The 16396-nt window shown below is 37.8% G+C and carries 16 protein-coding genes and 1 riboswitch; of the genes, 14 read left to right on the top strand and 2 right to left on the bottom strand.

Annotated features, from left to right (window positions below; genetic code table 11):
• Positions 1 to 390: 390 nt before the first annotated feature.
• The 11 genes from BN2425_RS10535 (at position 391) to BN2425_RS10490 (ending at position 12685) form a co-directional block, all read left to right on the top strand.
• Positions 391 to 903 carry an SRPBCC family protein gene (locus BN2425_RS10535; protein WP_042458751.1) on the top strand — a complete coding sequence of 171 codons (513 nt, stop codon included), beginning with the start codon at positions 391 to 393 and terminating at the stop codon, positions 901 to 903.
• A 150-nt stretch (positions 904 to 1053) separates the two neighbouring features.
• Positions 1054 to 1320: a hypothetical protein gene (locus BN2425_RS10530; protein WP_081798042.1), complete on the top strand. Its 267-nt coding sequence runs from the start codon at positions 1054 to 1056 to the stop codon at positions 1318 to 1320.
• Between the two features lie 327 nt (positions 1321 to 1647).
• Complete coding sequence (locus BN2425_RS10525) at positions 1648 to 2595, top strand: homoserine kinase (RefSeq protein WP_042458748.1); 948 nt, start codon at positions 1648 to 1650, stop codon at positions 2593 to 2595.
• Between the two features lie 354 nt (positions 2596 to 2949).
• On the top strand, positions 2950 to 3753 hold the full coding sequence (locus BN2425_RS10520) for an endo alpha-1,4 polygalactosaminidase (RefSeq protein ID WP_042458746.1): 804 nt from the start codon (positions 2950 to 2952) through the stop codon (positions 3751 to 3753).
• A gap of 272 nt (positions 3754 to 4025) precedes the next feature.
• Positions 4026 to 4128, top strand: a riboswitch (SAM riboswitch).
• A 175-nt stretch (positions 4129 to 4303) separates the two neighbouring features.
• Entirely contained in the window at positions 4304 to 4501 is a 198-nt protein-coding gene (locus tag BN2425_RS10515; protein WP_042458743.1) for a hypothetical protein, read from the top strand.
• 218 nt (positions 4502 to 4719) lie between these two features.
• Positions 4720 to 4803, top strand: coding sequence for a putative holin-like toxin (locus tag BN2425_RS23520; RefSeq protein WP_406603191.1), 84 nt, complete (start codon positions 4720 to 4722; stop codon positions 4801 to 4803).
• A gap of 441 nt (positions 4804 to 5244) precedes the next feature.
• Positions 5245 to 6753 (top strand): class I adenylate-forming enzyme family protein, encoded by a 1509-nt coding sequence (locus BN2425_RS10510; protein WP_052352824.1) that lies wholly within the window; start codon positions 5245 to 5247, stop codon positions 6751 to 6753.
• Between the two features lie 101 nt (positions 6754 to 6854).
• A complete protein-coding gene (locus BN2425_RS10505; RefSeq protein ID WP_042459011.1) occupies positions 6855 to 8474 on the top strand; it encodes a long-chain fatty acid--CoA ligase in 1620 nt (539 codons plus the stop codon).
• 478 nt (positions 8475 to 8952) lie between these two features.
• The gene (locus BN2425_RS10500) at positions 8953 to 9420 is read left to right on the top strand and encodes a hypothetical protein (protein WP_042458740.1); all 468 of its coding nucleotides are present in this window, start codon (positions 8953 to 8955) and stop codon (positions 9418 to 9420) included.
• A 342-nt stretch (positions 9421 to 9762) separates the two neighbouring features.
• Entirely contained in the window at positions 9763 to 10731 is a 969-nt protein-coding gene (locus tag BN2425_RS10495; RefSeq protein WP_052352823.1) for an alpha/beta hydrolase family esterase, read from the top strand.
• A gap of 334 nt (positions 10732 to 11065) precedes the next feature.
• The gene (locus BN2425_RS10490; RefSeq protein ID WP_052352822.1) at positions 11066 to 12685 is read left to right on the top strand and encodes a sensor histidine kinase; all 1620 of its coding nucleotides are present in this window, start codon (positions 11066 to 11068) and stop codon (positions 12683 to 12685) included.
• 97 nt (positions 12686 to 12782) lie between these two features.
• Here BN2425_RS10490 and BN2425_RS10485 read toward each other — a convergent pair whose 3' ends face one another.
• On the bottom strand, positions 12783 to 12974 hold the full coding sequence (locus tag BN2425_RS10485; protein WP_074433044.1) for a DUF1272 domain-containing protein: 192 nt from the start codon (positions 12972 to 12974) through the stop codon (positions 12783 to 12785).
• 555 nt (positions 12975 to 13529) lie between these two features.
• Here BN2425_RS10485 and BN2425_RS10480 point away from each other — a divergent pair.
• From BN2425_RS10480 to BN2425_RS10470, 3 genes are all read left to right on the top strand, one after another.
• The gene (locus BN2425_RS10480) at positions 13530 to 14027 is read left to right on the top strand and encodes an AAA family ATPase (protein WP_042459003.1); all 498 of its coding nucleotides are present in this window, start codon (positions 13530 to 13532) and stop codon (positions 14025 to 14027) included.
• Positions 14028 to 14380: 353 nt separating this feature from the next.
• A complete protein-coding gene (locus tag BN2425_RS10475; protein ID WP_042458738.1) occupies positions 14381 to 14734 on the top strand; it encodes a PAS domain-containing protein in 354 nt (117 codons plus the stop codon).
• A 6-nt stretch (positions 14735 to 14740) separates the two neighbouring features.
• Positions 14741 to 15238 carry a GGDEF domain-containing protein gene (locus tag BN2425_RS10470; protein WP_081798041.1) on the top strand — a complete coding sequence of 166 codons (498 nt, stop codon included), beginning with the start codon at positions 14741 to 14743 and terminating at the stop codon, positions 15236 to 15238.
• A gap of 468 nt (positions 15239 to 15706) precedes the next feature.
• On the opposite strand, the gene BN2425_RS10465 is transcribed toward BN2425_RS10470, so the two are convergent.
• Positions 15707 to 16126 carry an HXXEE domain-containing protein gene (locus BN2425_RS10465; protein ID WP_042458730.1) on the bottom strand — a complete coding sequence of 140 codons (420 nt, stop codon included), beginning with the start codon at positions 16124 to 16126 and terminating at the stop codon, positions 15707 to 15709.
• Positions 16127 to 16396: the final 270 nt, after the last annotated feature.

Raw genomic sequence — 16396 nt, 5'->3', positions numbered from 1 at the left:
TTTTCAATTAGCTTATAATCTGTTACAATAACCATATAGTTTTTTTAGGGGACGTCTCCCGTATATCTGTTGGCGCAGATATACATAATGGGAGGCGTCTTTTCCTTTCTCCAGAATTTTAAATGTCGAAATGTTCCGAAGTATGTATCTATGGACATTATAACCGTCTAACTCTGGACAGGCAACACCGTCAACTTTCGGTCATTTTAGAATAGCAAAAACACTTTATTTTCTTGAATAAATAGATGTATTTTATAATAAATATCGAAAACATTCATAGTTAATTTGAATGTAGTATGACAAAGTAACCCGTATTTCTGGTTCAGGTTTCAAAAACTCTGTAGCAAAGTAGGGGGAATAGTTTCCCTTCAAAATACAAGGAGGATTTTCATGGATAACAATTTGAATCAATCTTTCGAAATTGCAATTACGCGTGTTTTCGATGCCCCTCGCGAACTCGTATTTAAAGTATGGACAGAGCTCGGGCATTTTGCGAAATGGTGGGGACCAAAGGGGGCCATCCTCGAAATCGTTAAAATGGACGCTCAATCAGGTGGCGAATTTTTAGGCATTCAGACGTCTCCTGTCGGAAATCAGGTTATGTGGGGGAAATTTGCATACCAAGAGGTTGTCGAACCTGAGAAAGTGGCTTATATCCGTTCCTTTTCCGATGAGCAAGGAAATACGGTCCGAGCACCTTTTAGCGTGAGCTGGCCTCTTGAAATTATGAATATCATAACGCTAGAAGATGACGAAGGTAAAACTGCTTTAAAACTGATAGGTTTCCCTGTGAACGCTTCTGCTGAGGAACAAGAAACCTACAAAGGTATGGCTCCAAAGCTTCAACAAGATCTTGAGGGTACTTTCGATAAACTTGCTGATTATCTTGTCTCCCTGAATTAAATAATTATGAACATTTTTACTTAAACTATCGAGGGCATTCCTTCTATAAGGGGTGTTCTTTTCTTATTGAAGAAAAGGGGCCATTTTAGTTGAAGAAGGAAAAGCAAGATTAGATTACGAATTAGGTAGAGGGAAAATATAGGAGGGGTGGTGGGAAATGCTATGTCAATAAATTTAAATAACTTCCGAATCGTTGAGGTATTTAAGGATAAAGTTGGAAGATACATTAAATTGGACGTTCAGCTTCCAGATGGTGATTGCATAATTCGATGGGATTTAGATGAGTTTACTTACAAACAAATTAAAGAAGTTGTATCTAAAAAGCATTTTGATTCACTTGCAATACACTATCTATATGAAATTGTCCCCTATGTTTTTACTTACCAGGAAAAACCAAATAGCCAACCCGATTACTGAGGAGTAATTAGATCTATCCAAAGAAGTCGTGAAGCAAGGATTGAATTCCCTTGTTCCGAAAGATTTGCTGGAAATATGGAGTGGTTCAGGTAAGAAGTTAAAGAAGTGGAAGATATAAAGCATTTAGTTTGGGGTAATTTTCTTAATTGAGTGCTTTTTTAAAAAAATAAAATAGTTTGGAGGAATGTACTTAAATGAACGGGGGCTTTCCTTAAAGAATTGACTGCAGATATAATGAAGCTTTCTTATCGAACTATAGGGGTAGGTTAGCTTAAGAACAACGCTATGTTAAATGTAAACAGATGAATTAGTTAAAGGGAGTATATTATGGCTGTAAAAACAGTATTTACGAATGAAGAATTCCAACACATTTTTGCCAATTATAATCTTGGTGAATACATTAACTCTAATTCTATCTTGGAAGGAACTGTTCAAACCAATTATAAAGTCCAAACGACGAAGGGCTGCTTTGTCTTTAGGTATTACGAAAATCGTAAAAAGGATTCAGTTTTATTTGAAACCAACTTGCTTAATTACTTAAATGAAAACAATTTTCCCTGTCAGTCACCTTATATAAATAATATTGGGAACTTTGTGGGTATCCATAATTTGAAACCATTTGCTGTTTATAATTACATAGAAGGACATCATATCGAAAAGCCCAATGAAGAACAAAAAAAGATAGTGATTCAAAAGGCTGCTGAGTTACATAAAGTTACAGAAAATTATTCGCCAATCCATAAGGAAAGTCGGTGGAACTATGGAGTACAGTTTTGTCGAGACCAAGCAAAAGCCGCATCGATACGAATTAACTCTATAAAAGCAAGTAAGAAATTTAATTGGTTAGATAAAGGACTGCTTACACTAGAACTTCCCCAATCATTGCCGATGGGAATTTGCCATTCAGACATTCACACTTCGAATATTCTTTATAATCATGATAAATTTGTTGCTTTACTTGACTTTGATGATGCAAATTACACGTATCTTCTTTTTGACCTTGTTGGATTGATTGAGTCCTGGGCTTGGACTTACGATAAATACAAGGTGCTGAACTTAAACGAAGCAAAAAAGATTATTGAAGAATATACCAAACATAGACCATTAAGCATTGTGGAACAAAAACATTTGTTTGACGTATATAAATTGAGCATTTTTATTGATAGTGTTTGGTTTTTTGAAAGAGGAGATGCTGAAGACTTCTATGAAAAAAGAAAGATTGACTACCTTGACCAGTTAGGTAGGGAAAATTTTTATAAAGTACTCTTTACTTGATTTTACCTTATGAAATGGAGAGTTTGTTGATTGTGGCAACTTGTGAACTTCTTCATTATACTATCCGGTGCTAAAACAAATAAAATTACGAAGGAGCCTAAAATAGGCAAGTTTTCATGGTTAACTTGCGTTTTTTAAGTTCCTTTTTTGTTCAGTAAAAGATGATTTGCCTATCTATAACATCTAAATTGTTTCATGATTTTATTTTGTCCGGTTTCCTCAAGGGTGGATCCCCTTATTACGGTATACAGTTAATCACCTAGAGTTCACTATTCCCTCTATCTTTATTTTTCCATAAAATAGTAGAATTATGGTAAGATAGCGATGAACGATTATCCGGATTGGAGGGGTGAAATGAAGAAAAACCTCACCTTTTATATATGTACTTTCCTTTCCTTACTCCTCATAGCAGTCACATTTAACCAAAGATCTACACCTACAGTAAACAAAGAAATATGGGCACCACCGTCTGGATATGCAACTCAGTGGCAGTGGCAGCTCAAATCGATGCCTTCGTACATAAGCGGCATTACTATTTATGATTTCGATGGTGAAGATGCTGCTGCATCCGATGTAAAAAATCTAAAAGACCGAGGCGCAAGAACCATTTGTTATATATCTGCTGGTTCTTGGGAGGATTGGCGTAGTGATGCATCAAGTTTTCCATCATCTGTTAAAGGAAAAAAACTAGATGGTTGGGCTGGAGAAAAGTGGCTGGACATCCGTCAATTAAGCATATTACTTCCGATTATGGGGAAACGCATGGATGTATGTAAAGCGAAAGGGTTTGATGCTGTGGAGGCCGATAATGTGGACGGATACGCCAATAACACAGGATTCCCCCTCACTTCCAATGATCAGCTCGTCTATAACAAGGTTTTGGCACAACTTGCTCATGATCGTGGCATGTCCATTGCGTTAAAAAACGATGTAGATCAGCTCGAAACTCTTGAACCGTACTTTGATTTTGCCATCAATGAGGAATGTTTTGCCTATAATGAATGTGGAAAATACAAACCGTTTGTTGATGCAGGAAAGGCTGTACTGAACGTCGAGTACAAGAAGACATCCGTTCGTTGCTCGAGAGCAAAATCGCTAGGAATTTCATCCATGATGAAAAAATTGGAGCTTGACGAGTGGCGCAAGCCTTGTAAATAGAAACTGCTAACAATATTTCTAATCCAATGCAATATTAGGATGAATAAATAATCGATCTTAATAGACTAACGGGGGAACCCTTATGAACTGGCTGCTACAATATTTTTGACTTTGTAAGTGATAAACAAAATGTAAACCTGAAAAACAGAAGGTATACATGGAACTGAATTTCCAAAATATTTACGCGTAGTCCATAATACCATAGGATGACAAGTTTTTTAAGAATAGTATCGCCCCATCCAGTAAATTGAAGTATAATAAAAGTAATTAAATAGTTATCAAGAGTGGCCGAGAGATCTGGCTCTATGACGCCACAGCAACCTGCATATGTAAGGTGCTTCAACCAGCAAAGCAATTTGCTTTGGATGATAAAACGGTCAAAACCCCTTTTGTATCCATTGCAAAAGGGGTTTTATTTTTTTCAAAAGGAGTTAATGAAGATGAATGTAACAGGGTTCCTTAGAGGGTATATGTCCCAAAACTACAACTTGTTTCGAATACAATCGAAAAGCAGCTTCAGGAATGGGATCCTAACTATGAGGTGTATTTAATGAGGCTAACAAACTACGAGGTAATGATAAAAAATGGGGAAACGTATTACCATGTAGAGCTTTCCGAACAAGAGTTGGATTTTCTACAAAACCTGAGTCCGTTCTCCCTTGATCGGAAAATATGGTTGGAATTGCAAAAACAAGGAATACATATCATGAAAGGATTTGGGGATTATTTGGCGAAGGTATTTTTATAATGTTGGCGAAGTTTTCAATAATAATATTGATTTCAAAAAGATATATTGAGTTGGCTGTTAGGCCCCTTTGTAAAATGGGGAAAGGAAACTAGTACTGATGAACTATTAATCGAACGCATGTTCCTTTCTGCTTTCGCAAATGGTATACTGTAGGTGCAATAGAATAGGAGTTCTCAAGGGTGGTTGGCACACTCCCAATGGAAAGGGGGTGATGCTGGTTGACGGTTTTTGAAACACTAATGATTACGCTTGCCTTTGCCAGTCTAGTCATTGCCATTCTGTCGTTTAACCATAAAAAATAATCCACCCTTGAGTTAGCGGCTCGGGTGGATTATCTTTCACGGTAATAGCCAATCCCCTTTTGAGGGAACCTTCTAATGCTGGACCGGACATGTAACCGCATGTCTGGTCTTTTTTAATTTATTCAGTCTCTACTTTAATTATAACCGATGGAAAATAAAAAGAAACCAATTATATGAAGGACGAGTGATAAGAGCGTGCTATTTGATAGTCAAATAGGAATACTAACAGACATGTTCAATAGAAAATAGTTCGTATTAAATTCTATATTAGTTATGTGCTACTTTGTTGTGAAAAAATGGGACTCTACGAGATAAACAAAAGCCCCTTAGTCACATTAGAAAATAAACCGTAAAATAGAAACTAATAACAAATATAACTATTGTTGTCAGAATATTACATCTAGTATAATTATCCTAACCACATTAAAAGGAGCGTGTACTATGTTTATTTTTGAACAGTTGACACAACATGCGCAGACACAACCTGATAAGGTTATTACATCTTTTCAAAATCGGGAAACGACCTACGGGGCGTTTTTTCAAAAAGCTGTAAATCTAGCAGGTTATTTTCAAGGAAAAGGGTATAAAAAAGAAGACATTATTGCCCTTTATCTACAAAACTCGGATGATTTTCTAATTGTTTACTATGCATGTCAACTTGGCGGATTTGCCGTGCTTCCCATCAATACAAAACTAGCTCCTCCTGAAGTAGAGTACATCTTCAATCATTCCGAGGCAAAGGCCCTTATTTATGATGTACGGTTAAAAGACGTGTTAGATCAAATGGAAACTCCGCTTACCCGGTTCCAAGACCTTCTTGAAGTGGGCGGCAACGAATCTTTCAGAACGGTCATTGCCGATGATTACCTTTCTTATACCAAACCTGAAGTTAGGGAAGAAGATACGGCTGTTATTTTTTACACATCCGGCACGACCGGAAAGCCGAAAGGTGTGATGCTTTCTGCAGGCAATGTCCGGGCGATTGCCAATATTTGGGCCGAATCCCTAGAGATCACTTCTTCAGACCGGATGCACATCGTGACACCGCTGTTCCATTGTGCTGCAGCCCACTGTTTTTCCATCCCTACTGTTTTGCGGGGCGGAACAGTTGTTATTGAGGAAGCTTTTTCACCGGAAAAAACATTAGAAACGATGGAAAGGGAAGAAGTCACGATTTTCTTTGGTGTACCAGCAATATATAGCATTTTACTTAATACACCAAAACTAGCTCAAACCAACCTGTCCAAATTGCGATTGTTTACGTACGGTGCCGCGCCGATGCCTTATGAACTGGTGAAAAAAGTGAAAACGCTTTATCCGGGTGTAAAGGTTCAAAACTTATATGGCCAAACGGAAAACTCTCCTGGCGCGACCACTCTAAAGGATCATTATGCGCTTGATAAAATTGGTTCCGTTGGAGAGCCGTTGCCGCATACCCAAGTAAGGGTTGTCGATGTATACGGGCAGGATGTTCCGGTTGGAGAAGTGGGGGAAATTATTGTAAAAGGTCCCCAGGTCATGAAGGGATACTTGAAAAATGAGGAAGCAACGCGGGATACCCTGAAGGATGGCTGGATGTACAGCGGCGACCTGGGCCGATTGGACGAGGATGGCTTGTTATATATCGTGGACCGGAAAAAAGACATGATGATCCGCGGCGGAGAAAATGTCTATCCAGTCGAAATCGAGGAAGTATTATACGCAATGGATGAAATCCTCGAAGCAGCTGTGGTCGGCGTTCCTCATGAAGTTTACGGTGAAGTGCCAAAAGCCTATGTCGTGTTAAAAGAAGGAAAGTCTTTATCAGAGGAAGACGTCATTTCCTATTGCCGCACAAAACTAGCCAAATATAAGCTGCCTGCCGAAGTAGAATTCCTTGACGCTTTACCTCGAAACGCCAGCGGAAAAGTATTGAAACATACGCTAAAACCAACAGTCAATGCTCGCTAGGGTCGCCAAGGGGGGCCAAGGGGACGGTTCTCGTGGGCCTGAAGTCGCCAGTAGAACCATCCCGCTGGGTCCTTGAATCCAGAAAGGGGATGAATGAAGGTATGATGGATGTTCAATTAACGACGATTTCTATGCTTGAAAGAGCGGAGAAGTATTTTTCTAAGAAAACGGTGGTGTCGAGAACCTCAACAGGGATTCAGCGATTCACGTATCAACAAATAGGTGAAAGAATTAGAAGGTTATCAAGTGCTTTAGAGAAACTTGGTGTGAACAGAGGGGATATGGTTGGTACTATAGGATGGAATCATCATTGGCATCTAGAAGCCTATTTTGCGATTCCCAATATGGGAGCTGTTCTGCATACGATTAATTTTCGTTTATCGGAAGAGCATTTAATCTATATCATTAACAATGCAGAGGATAAGGTTTTGCTGGTTGACAAAGATTTTCTTCCTATTATTGAAAAAGTGAAGGATAAAATCCCAACTGTCGAATCCATTATTGTGATGACCGATGAGGAAGAGATTCCCGATTCAAAACTGGGTACATTGTATCTATATGAAAAGCTGATTAGAAACGGGGACCCAACCTATCAATATCCCACAGATATTAAGGAAAGTGAACCTGCAGGAATATGCTATACATCCGCGACTACAGGAAATCCAAAGGGTGTTTTGTATACTCATCGGAGCATGGTCTTGCATAGTATGGCTCAAAGCATGGCAGATGGAATTGGCGTTTCAGAATCGGACACGGCTCTTGTCATCGTTCCTATGTTCCATGTCAATGCATGGGGCCTGCCATTTACGGCAACGATGCTAGGCACGAACCAAGTGTTACCTGGACCAAACTTTACCCCCAGAGTGCTTTTGGAATTGATACAATCTGAAAAGGTGACGTTAACAGCAGCCGTACCAACTGTTTTGTTAGGTATTTTAAATGAACTAGAATCTAGTCCGTATGATACCTCAAGTTTACGGATGATTGTAAATGGTGGATCCGCAGCTCCAAAGAGCATGATTAGAAATTACGAGGAAAAATATCAAATTCCGTTTTATCAAGCTTACGGAATGACAGAAACGAGTCCATTTGTTTCCATTACCCGTTTAAAAAGCTATCAGCAGGAGTTACCGTATGAAGCAAAGCTGGAATTAAAAGCGAAGCAAGGAATCATGGTTCCGGGAGTGGATGTAAAAGTCATTGATGAGAATGGCGAAGTCAAATGGGACGGAAAGAGTATGGGAGAATTGCTTCTCCGGGGACCGTGGATTACGGATTCCTATTATAAGGAACCAGAGAAAACGAAGGAAGCCATTGTAGATGGATGGCTGCATACAGGGGATATTGCCACAATCGATGAAGAGGGCTTTATCAAGTTGGTGGACCGGACAAAGGACTTAGTAAAAAGTGGTGGAGAATGGATATCTTCGGTTGATCTGGAAAATGCTATCATGGCTCACGAAGCTGTAGCGGAAGCGGCAGTAGTTGGTTTGCCACATCCAAAATGGCAGGAGCGCCCAATAGCTGTCGTTGTTTTGAAAGACAAATACAAGGACTTGGTATCAAAAGAGGAAATTATCGAATTTATCAAACCACAGTTTGCTAAGTGGTGGATTCCAGATGACGTGATCTTTATGGATGAGATCCCTAAAACCTCGGTTGGGAAGTTTTTAAAGAGGGCCATGCGGGAGAAATTAGAAAACTATTATACTATAAAATAATCGAAAGCTGTTCCAGATACCCCCCGATTTTTCTTATTTCACTAAACACCAGTTAATCAAAAAAGATGAAGACAAATAAACCGGAATTAATACAGGGAAACTCCTTTATTAGTTCCGGTTTATCATGTTTAAAATTGGGTTTTCTGGTATAATGGTTAGCAGTCTCTCATTTAAATCCAAAAAAAACAATTTCCCATAGATAGCGCACTCAAGTGGATTATTTTCTACCCAGCCACCCAGTTACACGCTATTGCTGGACGGGATTGGCCAAATTGCTGTCTAAAGTGTACCAATAACACGTGTATAGAATATAAAGTATGAAAGTATTATATTAGATACGGAATATATTCCTCTAGAATTGACTATTTAACAAGAGGGATTTTTCACATAGATTAACAGGGACATTTCTATTGTACATAATCTCAGTTGTAGAAAAGGATCCAGAAGAACCGTCCCCATGGATCGGAGGCAAAAAGGATTGAATAAAGTTAAATTAGGATTGGGAATTGTAGTTTTGGGGGTGTTAGCTTTTTATTATTTTCAGGATCCACCTTCTACTTCTTCTAATGAGTTAGTAGATGTAAAAATCTATGAAGTAAAAGATGTTGTCCATCAGGAAACGCATAAAACAAGAGATCGAGATTATAATATTCATAATGGTCGCGTTAAAAACAGTTTTAACGAACATTATTATTATGATATTTATCTTTCGAATCCTTCCAAATATCCAGATATCACGAAAGTCTATGAAGAGTATCAATATAAAACAGATGGCTTTATTAGTGATAACTGGAGAGATGATGAAGGAAATGAAGGGTATGCGGTATTTGAAATCTATAAGGATAATAAAACGGATGAATTAAAGCCAAAACTTGTTGAAGTTCGTAATGACAAAAAAGGTGCCGAAATAGTTGCAAATATGAGGCTAGATGGTATTAAAAACTAAACTATTTTATCATTGTTATGACCCTAGGGTTCCTGTCTGGGGATAAACCAATGATTATTGAGAAAAAAATCTCCTAAGAGGTGACTGATTGAAGGACCAGAGATGTATGCATGTCGGGTCTTTTTTATTAATTCTAGCACTGGCTGGCTGTGCCCGTTTCAAAATGAGGGGGTCTGCATTTTTTCACATCGTGTATAAATAGAAAAATGAATATTAATTGGAAGAAAATTTGAGAGTACTATAATAAAGATGTTGATTCCATTTAGTGGGATATTTTGTATAAAAGTAACAGGAAACCTGATATAATTATTTTGAATATTGCAAATAATAAAGAGGAAGGGTTTGATTCATTTGAATAATGGGATCAATTCGGCAACTGCTTCAGAAGAACCTACATACGCTATGAAAATAGGTAAGATGACATTTGATGGAATAGAGCGAACCTACAAGTATTATGTTCCTAGTTCCTGCACAGGAAAGAAGACAGTGCCACTATTGTTCTCTTTTCATGGTTCAGGCAGCAATTCCGATGGACAAATAACCCTGACACAGTTTCATAAAATTGCGGAAAAGGAAGGCTTTATTGTGGTCTTTCCTGACAGCACCGTCATAAATGAAACGGGAGAAATTATCCAGCCGGAGAACAATGAATTTGACCCGTATTCCCCTCTTATCAGACAATGGAATGTAGGAACCAGTCCAAACTCAACTCTATTAGGAGTGGATGACGTTGGCTTTACCTCATTTCTAATCGATTATTTTACGAAAAACTATAATATTGACGAAAGAATGGTTTATGCAACTGGCATGTCCAATGGTTCCATGTTCTCAAATCGTCTAGCTGTGGAGTTATCGGATCGAATCGCCGGCATTGGAGCGGTAACAGGACAGCTTGCTACCAGCCTTTCCTTACAAGCACCAAAGTCACCCATTACCACCGTTTTTGTAATGGGAGATACAGACCCAGTCGTACCATATCAAGGCAGACCGGGGTCATTATTATCCGTTTCAGAAACCATCAACTATTGGGCTGAAGCGAATGGTTCGGTTACGGAACCGAGAATCAGTTATATGGCAGAAGAGGTTGATAGTGATCCAACGAAAATATGCAGGAAAGTGTATGACGGGGGCAAGTTCGGAACAAAGGTTGTTTTATATACGGTTGAAGGCGGAGGACATACCTGGCCAGGGGGGCCACAGTACTTGTCTCCGAAATTGATTGGTTTGACAAGTCAGCAAATGGATGCCAGCCAGGTTATTTGGAACGAGCTAAAAACACATAAACTTCCGAATGTTATGTATAAGAAGTAACAGAGGATGGCAAAGCACCAGCATTCCTTATAAGTAATCTTTTCAAAAGCATTTCATATAAAAATCGGCTCCCTTCATCACATGGAAGGGAGCTTTCTGCATTGTGTCAACTTATTAGGATCATTTTCCAAAGGGAGAGTGGAAATACATTCTTGATTAAAGGGCCACCACCATTTTAAGTTATAAACCATTCACCATGGCTTTTTTGTTTTTTTATATTGACCCTAGGCCTTTAGGCATAGGATAATTATGGTAATAAAATCCGTATGTATGACTGGAAGAGATGGATTGAGTTGCATCTTTTCCAAAGCTCATAGTTTGAGAGGAATATACCATGAAAAAAATCGGGGAATATTTTCAGTTATCCATTGTACAACGGACCATACTCTTATCTACTATCAGCATCATCCTAATCGGGACCGTTCTTACCGCTGCCAGTTATTATATCCAGGGGAAACTCATGTCTGAAAATCTGGATAAGCAGGCTCGCGGGGTCGCACAAATGGCATTCAGCCGATTTGACCTTCAGGATATTAAGGAAATCCAAACCAATCATGACTTAAATTCCGCTGTTCATCAAAGAATTTTAAAAGAATTGACAGAAATTACGAAGCAAAATTCAAATATTGCACAGGTTGTCATCGTGGACATTGGAGTAAATGAAAAAGACCAATCCATGGCATTGGCCATTCATCAAAACTACTTGGATATTGGCATGAGACCTGGCGACCTAGTGGTACAGCACCCTACTTTCGTAAAGTTGTACAAGGAAATTGCGCGTACAGGAGAAACTAAAAGTTCCGGGATTTATCGTGATATGCTTGGTGAATGGTCCAGTATTTTGATTCCCTTTAAGGATGAAAACGGCAAAGTTATCGCCATGTTTGTCATGGATATGAGTGCCAGTAAAATAAGAGAAGACCAGCTAGAGGTTCTCACCAGATTGATCACTGTTTTTACCGTGTTACTGATCTTCTTCATTACCATTCAAACACTTGCCCTAAGAAGAACCTTGTCTCCGCTCAAACTTTTCCTCAACGCCGTAAAGGAATTAGGGCAGGGGAACTTCAGTATTCGTTTAATAATAAACAGAAAAGACGATTTAGGAAGGTTGGCAGAAAGTTTCAATACGGCGGTCACCAACATTAAGAGATTAATTAGCAAAGTCATAACGACTGCTCATCAGATAAGTGAAGAACAACAAAAAACCGGAGAAGAAGGGAATTTTTCCCCGGATGAATTAATTCAGAATGCTATCAAACAGATGAACATGATTGAGGACAACTATTCTAACCTCAAGGTTTTTTCTAAAACGTTAGAACAATACTCTAGAAGGATTGAAGAATTAACCCTACTGGAAGAAAGAAGAAGGCTGTCGAAAGATATGCATGACACCGTCGGTCATGTCTTTACAGCCATTATTACCAGTTTGGATGCACTACCCTACATTCAAGACAAGGAAGAAGCCAATCAATATATTAAAGAACTATCCAATTTAGCTAGGAAAGGGCTCTCCGATCTGCGCCAGACGATTCACACGTTACCTGTAGAAGAAAAAGAGCAAACCTTTGTGGAGAGCTGCACAGACTTAGTGGATGAATTCATCAAGCATACTGGAATTAGAGTGGACATCCATACAGAAGGGCATGAGCATTCAATGGGTTATTTAGTTCGATCCTCTTTATTCCGATGCCTGCAAGAGTCTTTGACCAATGCTGTGAGACACGGACATGCCACACAAATCTCTCTATCTATTAAGTTTTTAGACGACGCGATTCTAATGCAGATAACCGATAACGGTATCGGAACCGATGAAATCCACTATGGCTTTGGTTTAAACTCGATGTCTGACAGGATGTTGACCGTAGGAGGGACCTTCGAGGTTCAGTCCTCACATAGAAACGGAACGAAGGTAACATGCATGGTTCCGTTCCCAAAACAGTTAAACCATTAACTTACCAATTTATTTTAAACTGATAAAATAATAGTGATGAACTAAAGATTGATAGTGTACCAATAAAAAGCAGGGATAATCCCTGTTTTTTAAAACTTTAAAGTGAACAAACATTTTGTGGCTTACTAGGTCTTTTTACAAGTTCTCCTCCACAATTTGGACAAATTCTATTCATTTCTTCCGTGCATGGACCGCAAAAAGTACATTCATAGACACAGATATAAGCCAGAGAATTGTCATCAATTGAATCATTACAGCTTTCACATTTTGTTCGCATTTCTAATGCCATGTTATTGGATGCTCCTTTCTAATTTATTTATAGGATGATTTTGCCATCTTTACATGTTCAACAAAAGTGATAGTTTTTATATTAATAATGGGGACAATGTGCGGGTTAGGATTGCCTTATTTAAAAAGAGAATAAATACATGAGGGAATATTACCATCTCTATAATTCAAAACCTAATGCCGATGTATTAAAAGGTATTATAGAACTTCATAAAGACATTTTTTGTCCTACGATTAATTAGCAAAAGTAGTTATTTCACTGGTTGGGTGAGAACTAATTACAGAACATTGATATATACTATTGAAAAAGGATTACACAAAATAGTTCTTGAAAAGAAAATACTAAACTAAGCTGTGCATATGCTGAAAATCTGACTGCTTCGACAACTTAAATAAAGGACCATGTTTGTAAGAAGGAATATAAATAAATTGGTAGAATAAGTGAATTGGATATTATAAATCTTAACGTCTAAATATTAATAAGCGGAGAATATCAATGGGAATTAACAAAGTAAAAAGTTCAAATTTAGAAAAAGCGCGGGGGGGGGTAAATAATATGAAACAATTGGGGACGCTATACTTTTTCTGTGGGAAAATGGGAGCTGGTAAATCAACTAAATCAAAACAATTGGCGATAGATAAACATGCGGTATTGTTGTCTGAGGATGAATGGCTTTCATCTCTTTATCCCAATCAAATTGCAGCATTTGATGACTATATCAAATTCTCAGCTCAGCTCAAACCGTTGGTGAAAAAGCATGTCCAAAACATATTAAGTGTCGGTACAGATGTCGTGATGGATTTTCCAGGCAACACTCAAAAACAGCGAAAGTGGTTGTTGGATATCGCGTCAGAGGTCAATGCAAGCCATCAACTAATTTTCCTTAATTTAAATAACGAGCAATGCTTACGTCAAATTGCACAAAGGCGTACCGAACAACCCGAAAGAGCAGCTTTTGACACGGAAGCGGTGTTTAATCATGTCACTAGTTTCTTTGAAACACCAGAGGCATCCGAGGGTTTAAATATCATAGAGTTCAGCGGAAAAGAATAACAAGGAGTTCAATGATTCTTGTGTATAGAGTACCTTTTGGTCTGGAAGGTGCTCTATATGATATAAATTGAAATGTGAGTAAGAAAAGTTTCAATGTATATACTTAAAATCGATGTAACTTTGTGAAGTTGTACACTTAACTAACGGGTGTTTGAGGAAAGGAAGAATTGCTGCGGCAATCCATTTACTTGTTGTACTAAAGGGACAGATTTGTTCAATAAAGCCGATAGTGAATTTTCTGTTATCAGGTAAAAAATACCCTTTGCTTTTACACATTAAGATGAAATATAATAATAAAATCAAAATTTTAATCGGAGCCTAGTTAAAATCAGGAAATATCAGATATTGAACAGATGTTCTCGTTAATTTCAGAAAAGTCCCTTAACATTATCTCTTCTATTTCAGCTGATGGGTTATTCACTTATATCTCTCCAAATGTGAAGGCATTACTTGGATATACTCCAGAAGAAGTCATCGGGAAACCCGCAGCATCTTTTAACCACCCAGACACCAATAAAAAATTTCTAGAGCATCGAAATTCGTTGTTTATCGATCAAGATTCGATTCGATTTACCGGTCGTCTCCGTCATAAAAATGGGGAATATCGATGGTACGAGACTACAGCTCAATATATCCGGGACCAATCTGGATTAATTATACAAACCATTGGTGTTGGGCAAGACATTACAGACCGTAAAGAAGCTTAAGAGACAATTGCCTACCTTGCCTACCACGACAGCGAAACTGATTTGTCAAACCGGCGTTTATTTAAGAAACGTCTTAGTCTACTTTTGGAAGAATCTAAAAATGAATCTCACGGATTGATGTTACTTGATTTGGATGGTTTTAAACACGTCAACGATTCTTTTGGCCACAATATTGGAGATCAACTTCTTATAGAAGCTGCAAAAAGGTTGAAATACGCAGTTGGAGACAGGGGTTTTGTTGCTCGCTGGGGTGGTGATGAGTTCACGGTTCTTCAAACTAATTTTGAATGTCGGGCTGATTTTACTTCATTAGTTGAGCTGATTAAAGATGTAATATCCGAACCATTTATGATTGCGGGTAATACAATTTTCATTTCAGCAAGTATAGGTATGGCATTTTCTCTAGAAGATGGGGACACGGTCGAGGCGTTGATTAAAAATGCGGACGCGGCGATGTATCGTGTCAAAAATCAGGCGAAAGATATGAGCTGTTCACAGAACTAACAATGACTCGTCGATACTAAAAGACCCAAAATCGGTAAAAAAGCTTGCGAACAGTGATAAATAACTATTAATATGAAAATTGTCGGGCTGGTATGCTCGTTTTTTTATAGTCGAAGTTTGTGAACATCGTGTTAATGAATATTGAGAAGGGGCAAGAGTTTAAGTTCAGAGCTGTCATTTCCGGCAGCTTTTTCTTTTTGTACGAACGGGCAGTTTAGTTCAATAAGAAGTGTAATGTCATATATAAGGCATTGTTTTATCGGGGTAAAGAAGGTGAAGAAATTAAACAAAGTACTTCAGAGATAAGGGATTTAGGATATAGTTTCTCTCAATTGAAGAGTTGAAGAAATAGATAAAAAAATAATATTACGCTCTTTTTGTCGAATTAATACGAACGTGGCAGTTTAGTTTGAAGAAGAAAAACGAATAATGCGGTATTTATTTGGAAACAATTGTGTAACAACCCAATTATATTAATCTGTAAAATAGATAAATTGTATATGGGGTAACAATACCAATAGCGGTGTAAAGTCCTGGTGTGTAAGATTTCAAGATGAGTGTCTGTATGATATGAACTAGGTTATGTAATAGTACAAAACATAAAAAGACCAAAAATAATGTAGCTGCCCAACCACTATCTATAAATTCAACTTTTAGGAATACAATGGTAGAACCAACTAAAAATATTACAACATCTCTTTTTGCAAAGGAATGTGAATTTATATTCCAAAATTTCCAAATTAAGATTTTTAAACAATTACTAGTATTTTCAACTAAGTGTTCCGTTTTCCGAGACCAATTTTCAACACTGATTATTTCTTCAAAGTCGTGCAACATAAATATCACTAAAAAAAGCCATATAGCATTTAACAATTCAATAGAAAACATAGTACTTAACCTCCAATAAGCAATAGAATAAGTAAGTTATTTTTGATAATAACATAAATTGCTAGTTTTAGGTAATTTGAAGCAGAGCTCGATGATATTGGGAAGAAAGTAGTTAAGCTAAAGGGGAGCTTTCCTAAAAGAACCGACTGCAAATAAAATGCAGCCTTCTATTGAACAATAGTGGCAGAACAGTGCAAAAAAGACTTGTAATTGTATGTTTTTTTTGTGTGTTATGATGATTCAAAACAGTATTGTAAGCGTCAAGTACAT

Source organism: Neobacillus dielmonensis (assembly GCF_000612665.1).
Classification (GTDB): Bacteria; Bacillota; Bacilli; order Bacillales; family Cytobacillaceae; genus Neobacillus; species Neobacillus dielmonensis.
Note: the sequence above shows the minus strand (reverse complement) of the source record. Positions and strands in the feature narration are given on the sequence as shown.

Bases quoted from the DNA above. Each gene is read 5' to 3' on its own strand.
- BN2425_RS10535 (WP_042458751.1), top strand. From the start codon at position 391: ATGGATAACAATTTGAATCAATCTTTCGAAATTGCAATTACGCGTGTT.
- BN2425_RS10525 (WP_042458748.1), top strand. From the start codon at position 1,648: ATGGCTGTAAAAACAGTATTTACGAATGAAGAATTCCAACACATTTTT.
- BN2425_RS10520 (WP_042458746.1), top strand. From the start codon at position 2,950: ATGAAGAAAAACCTCACCTTTTATATATGTACTTTCCTTTCCTTACTC.
- BN2425_RS10515 (WP_042458743.1), top strand. From the start codon at position 4,304: ATGAGGCTAACAAACTACGAGGTAATGATAAAAAATGGGGAAACGTAT.
- BN2425_RS10510 (WP_052352824.1), top strand. From the start codon at position 5,245: ATGTTTATTTTTGAACAGTTGACACAACATGCGCAGACACAACCTGAT.
- BN2425_RS10505 (WP_042459011.1), top strand. From the start codon at position 6,855: ATGATGGATGTTCAATTAACGACGATTTCTATGCTTGAAAGAGCGGAG.
- BN2425_RS10490 (WP_052352822.1), top strand. From the start codon at position 11,066: ATGAAAAAAATCGGGGAATATTTTCAGTTATCCATTGTACAACGGACC.
- BN2425_RS10485 (WP_074433044.1), bottom strand. From the start codon at position 12,974: ATGGCATTAGAAATGCGAACAAAATGTGAAAGCTGTAATGATTCAATT.
- BN2425_RS10480 (WP_042459003.1), top strand. From the start codon at position 13,530: ATGAAACAATTGGGGACGCTATACTTTTTCTGTGGGAAAATGGGAGCT.
- BN2425_RS10475 (WP_042458738.1), top strand. From the start codon at position 14,381: ATGTTCTCGTTAATTTCAGAAAAGTCCCTTAACATTATCTCTTCTATT.
- BN2425_RS10465 (WP_042458730.1), bottom strand. From the start codon at position 16,126: ATGTTTTCTATTGAATTGTTAAATGCTATATGGCTTTTTTTAGTGATA.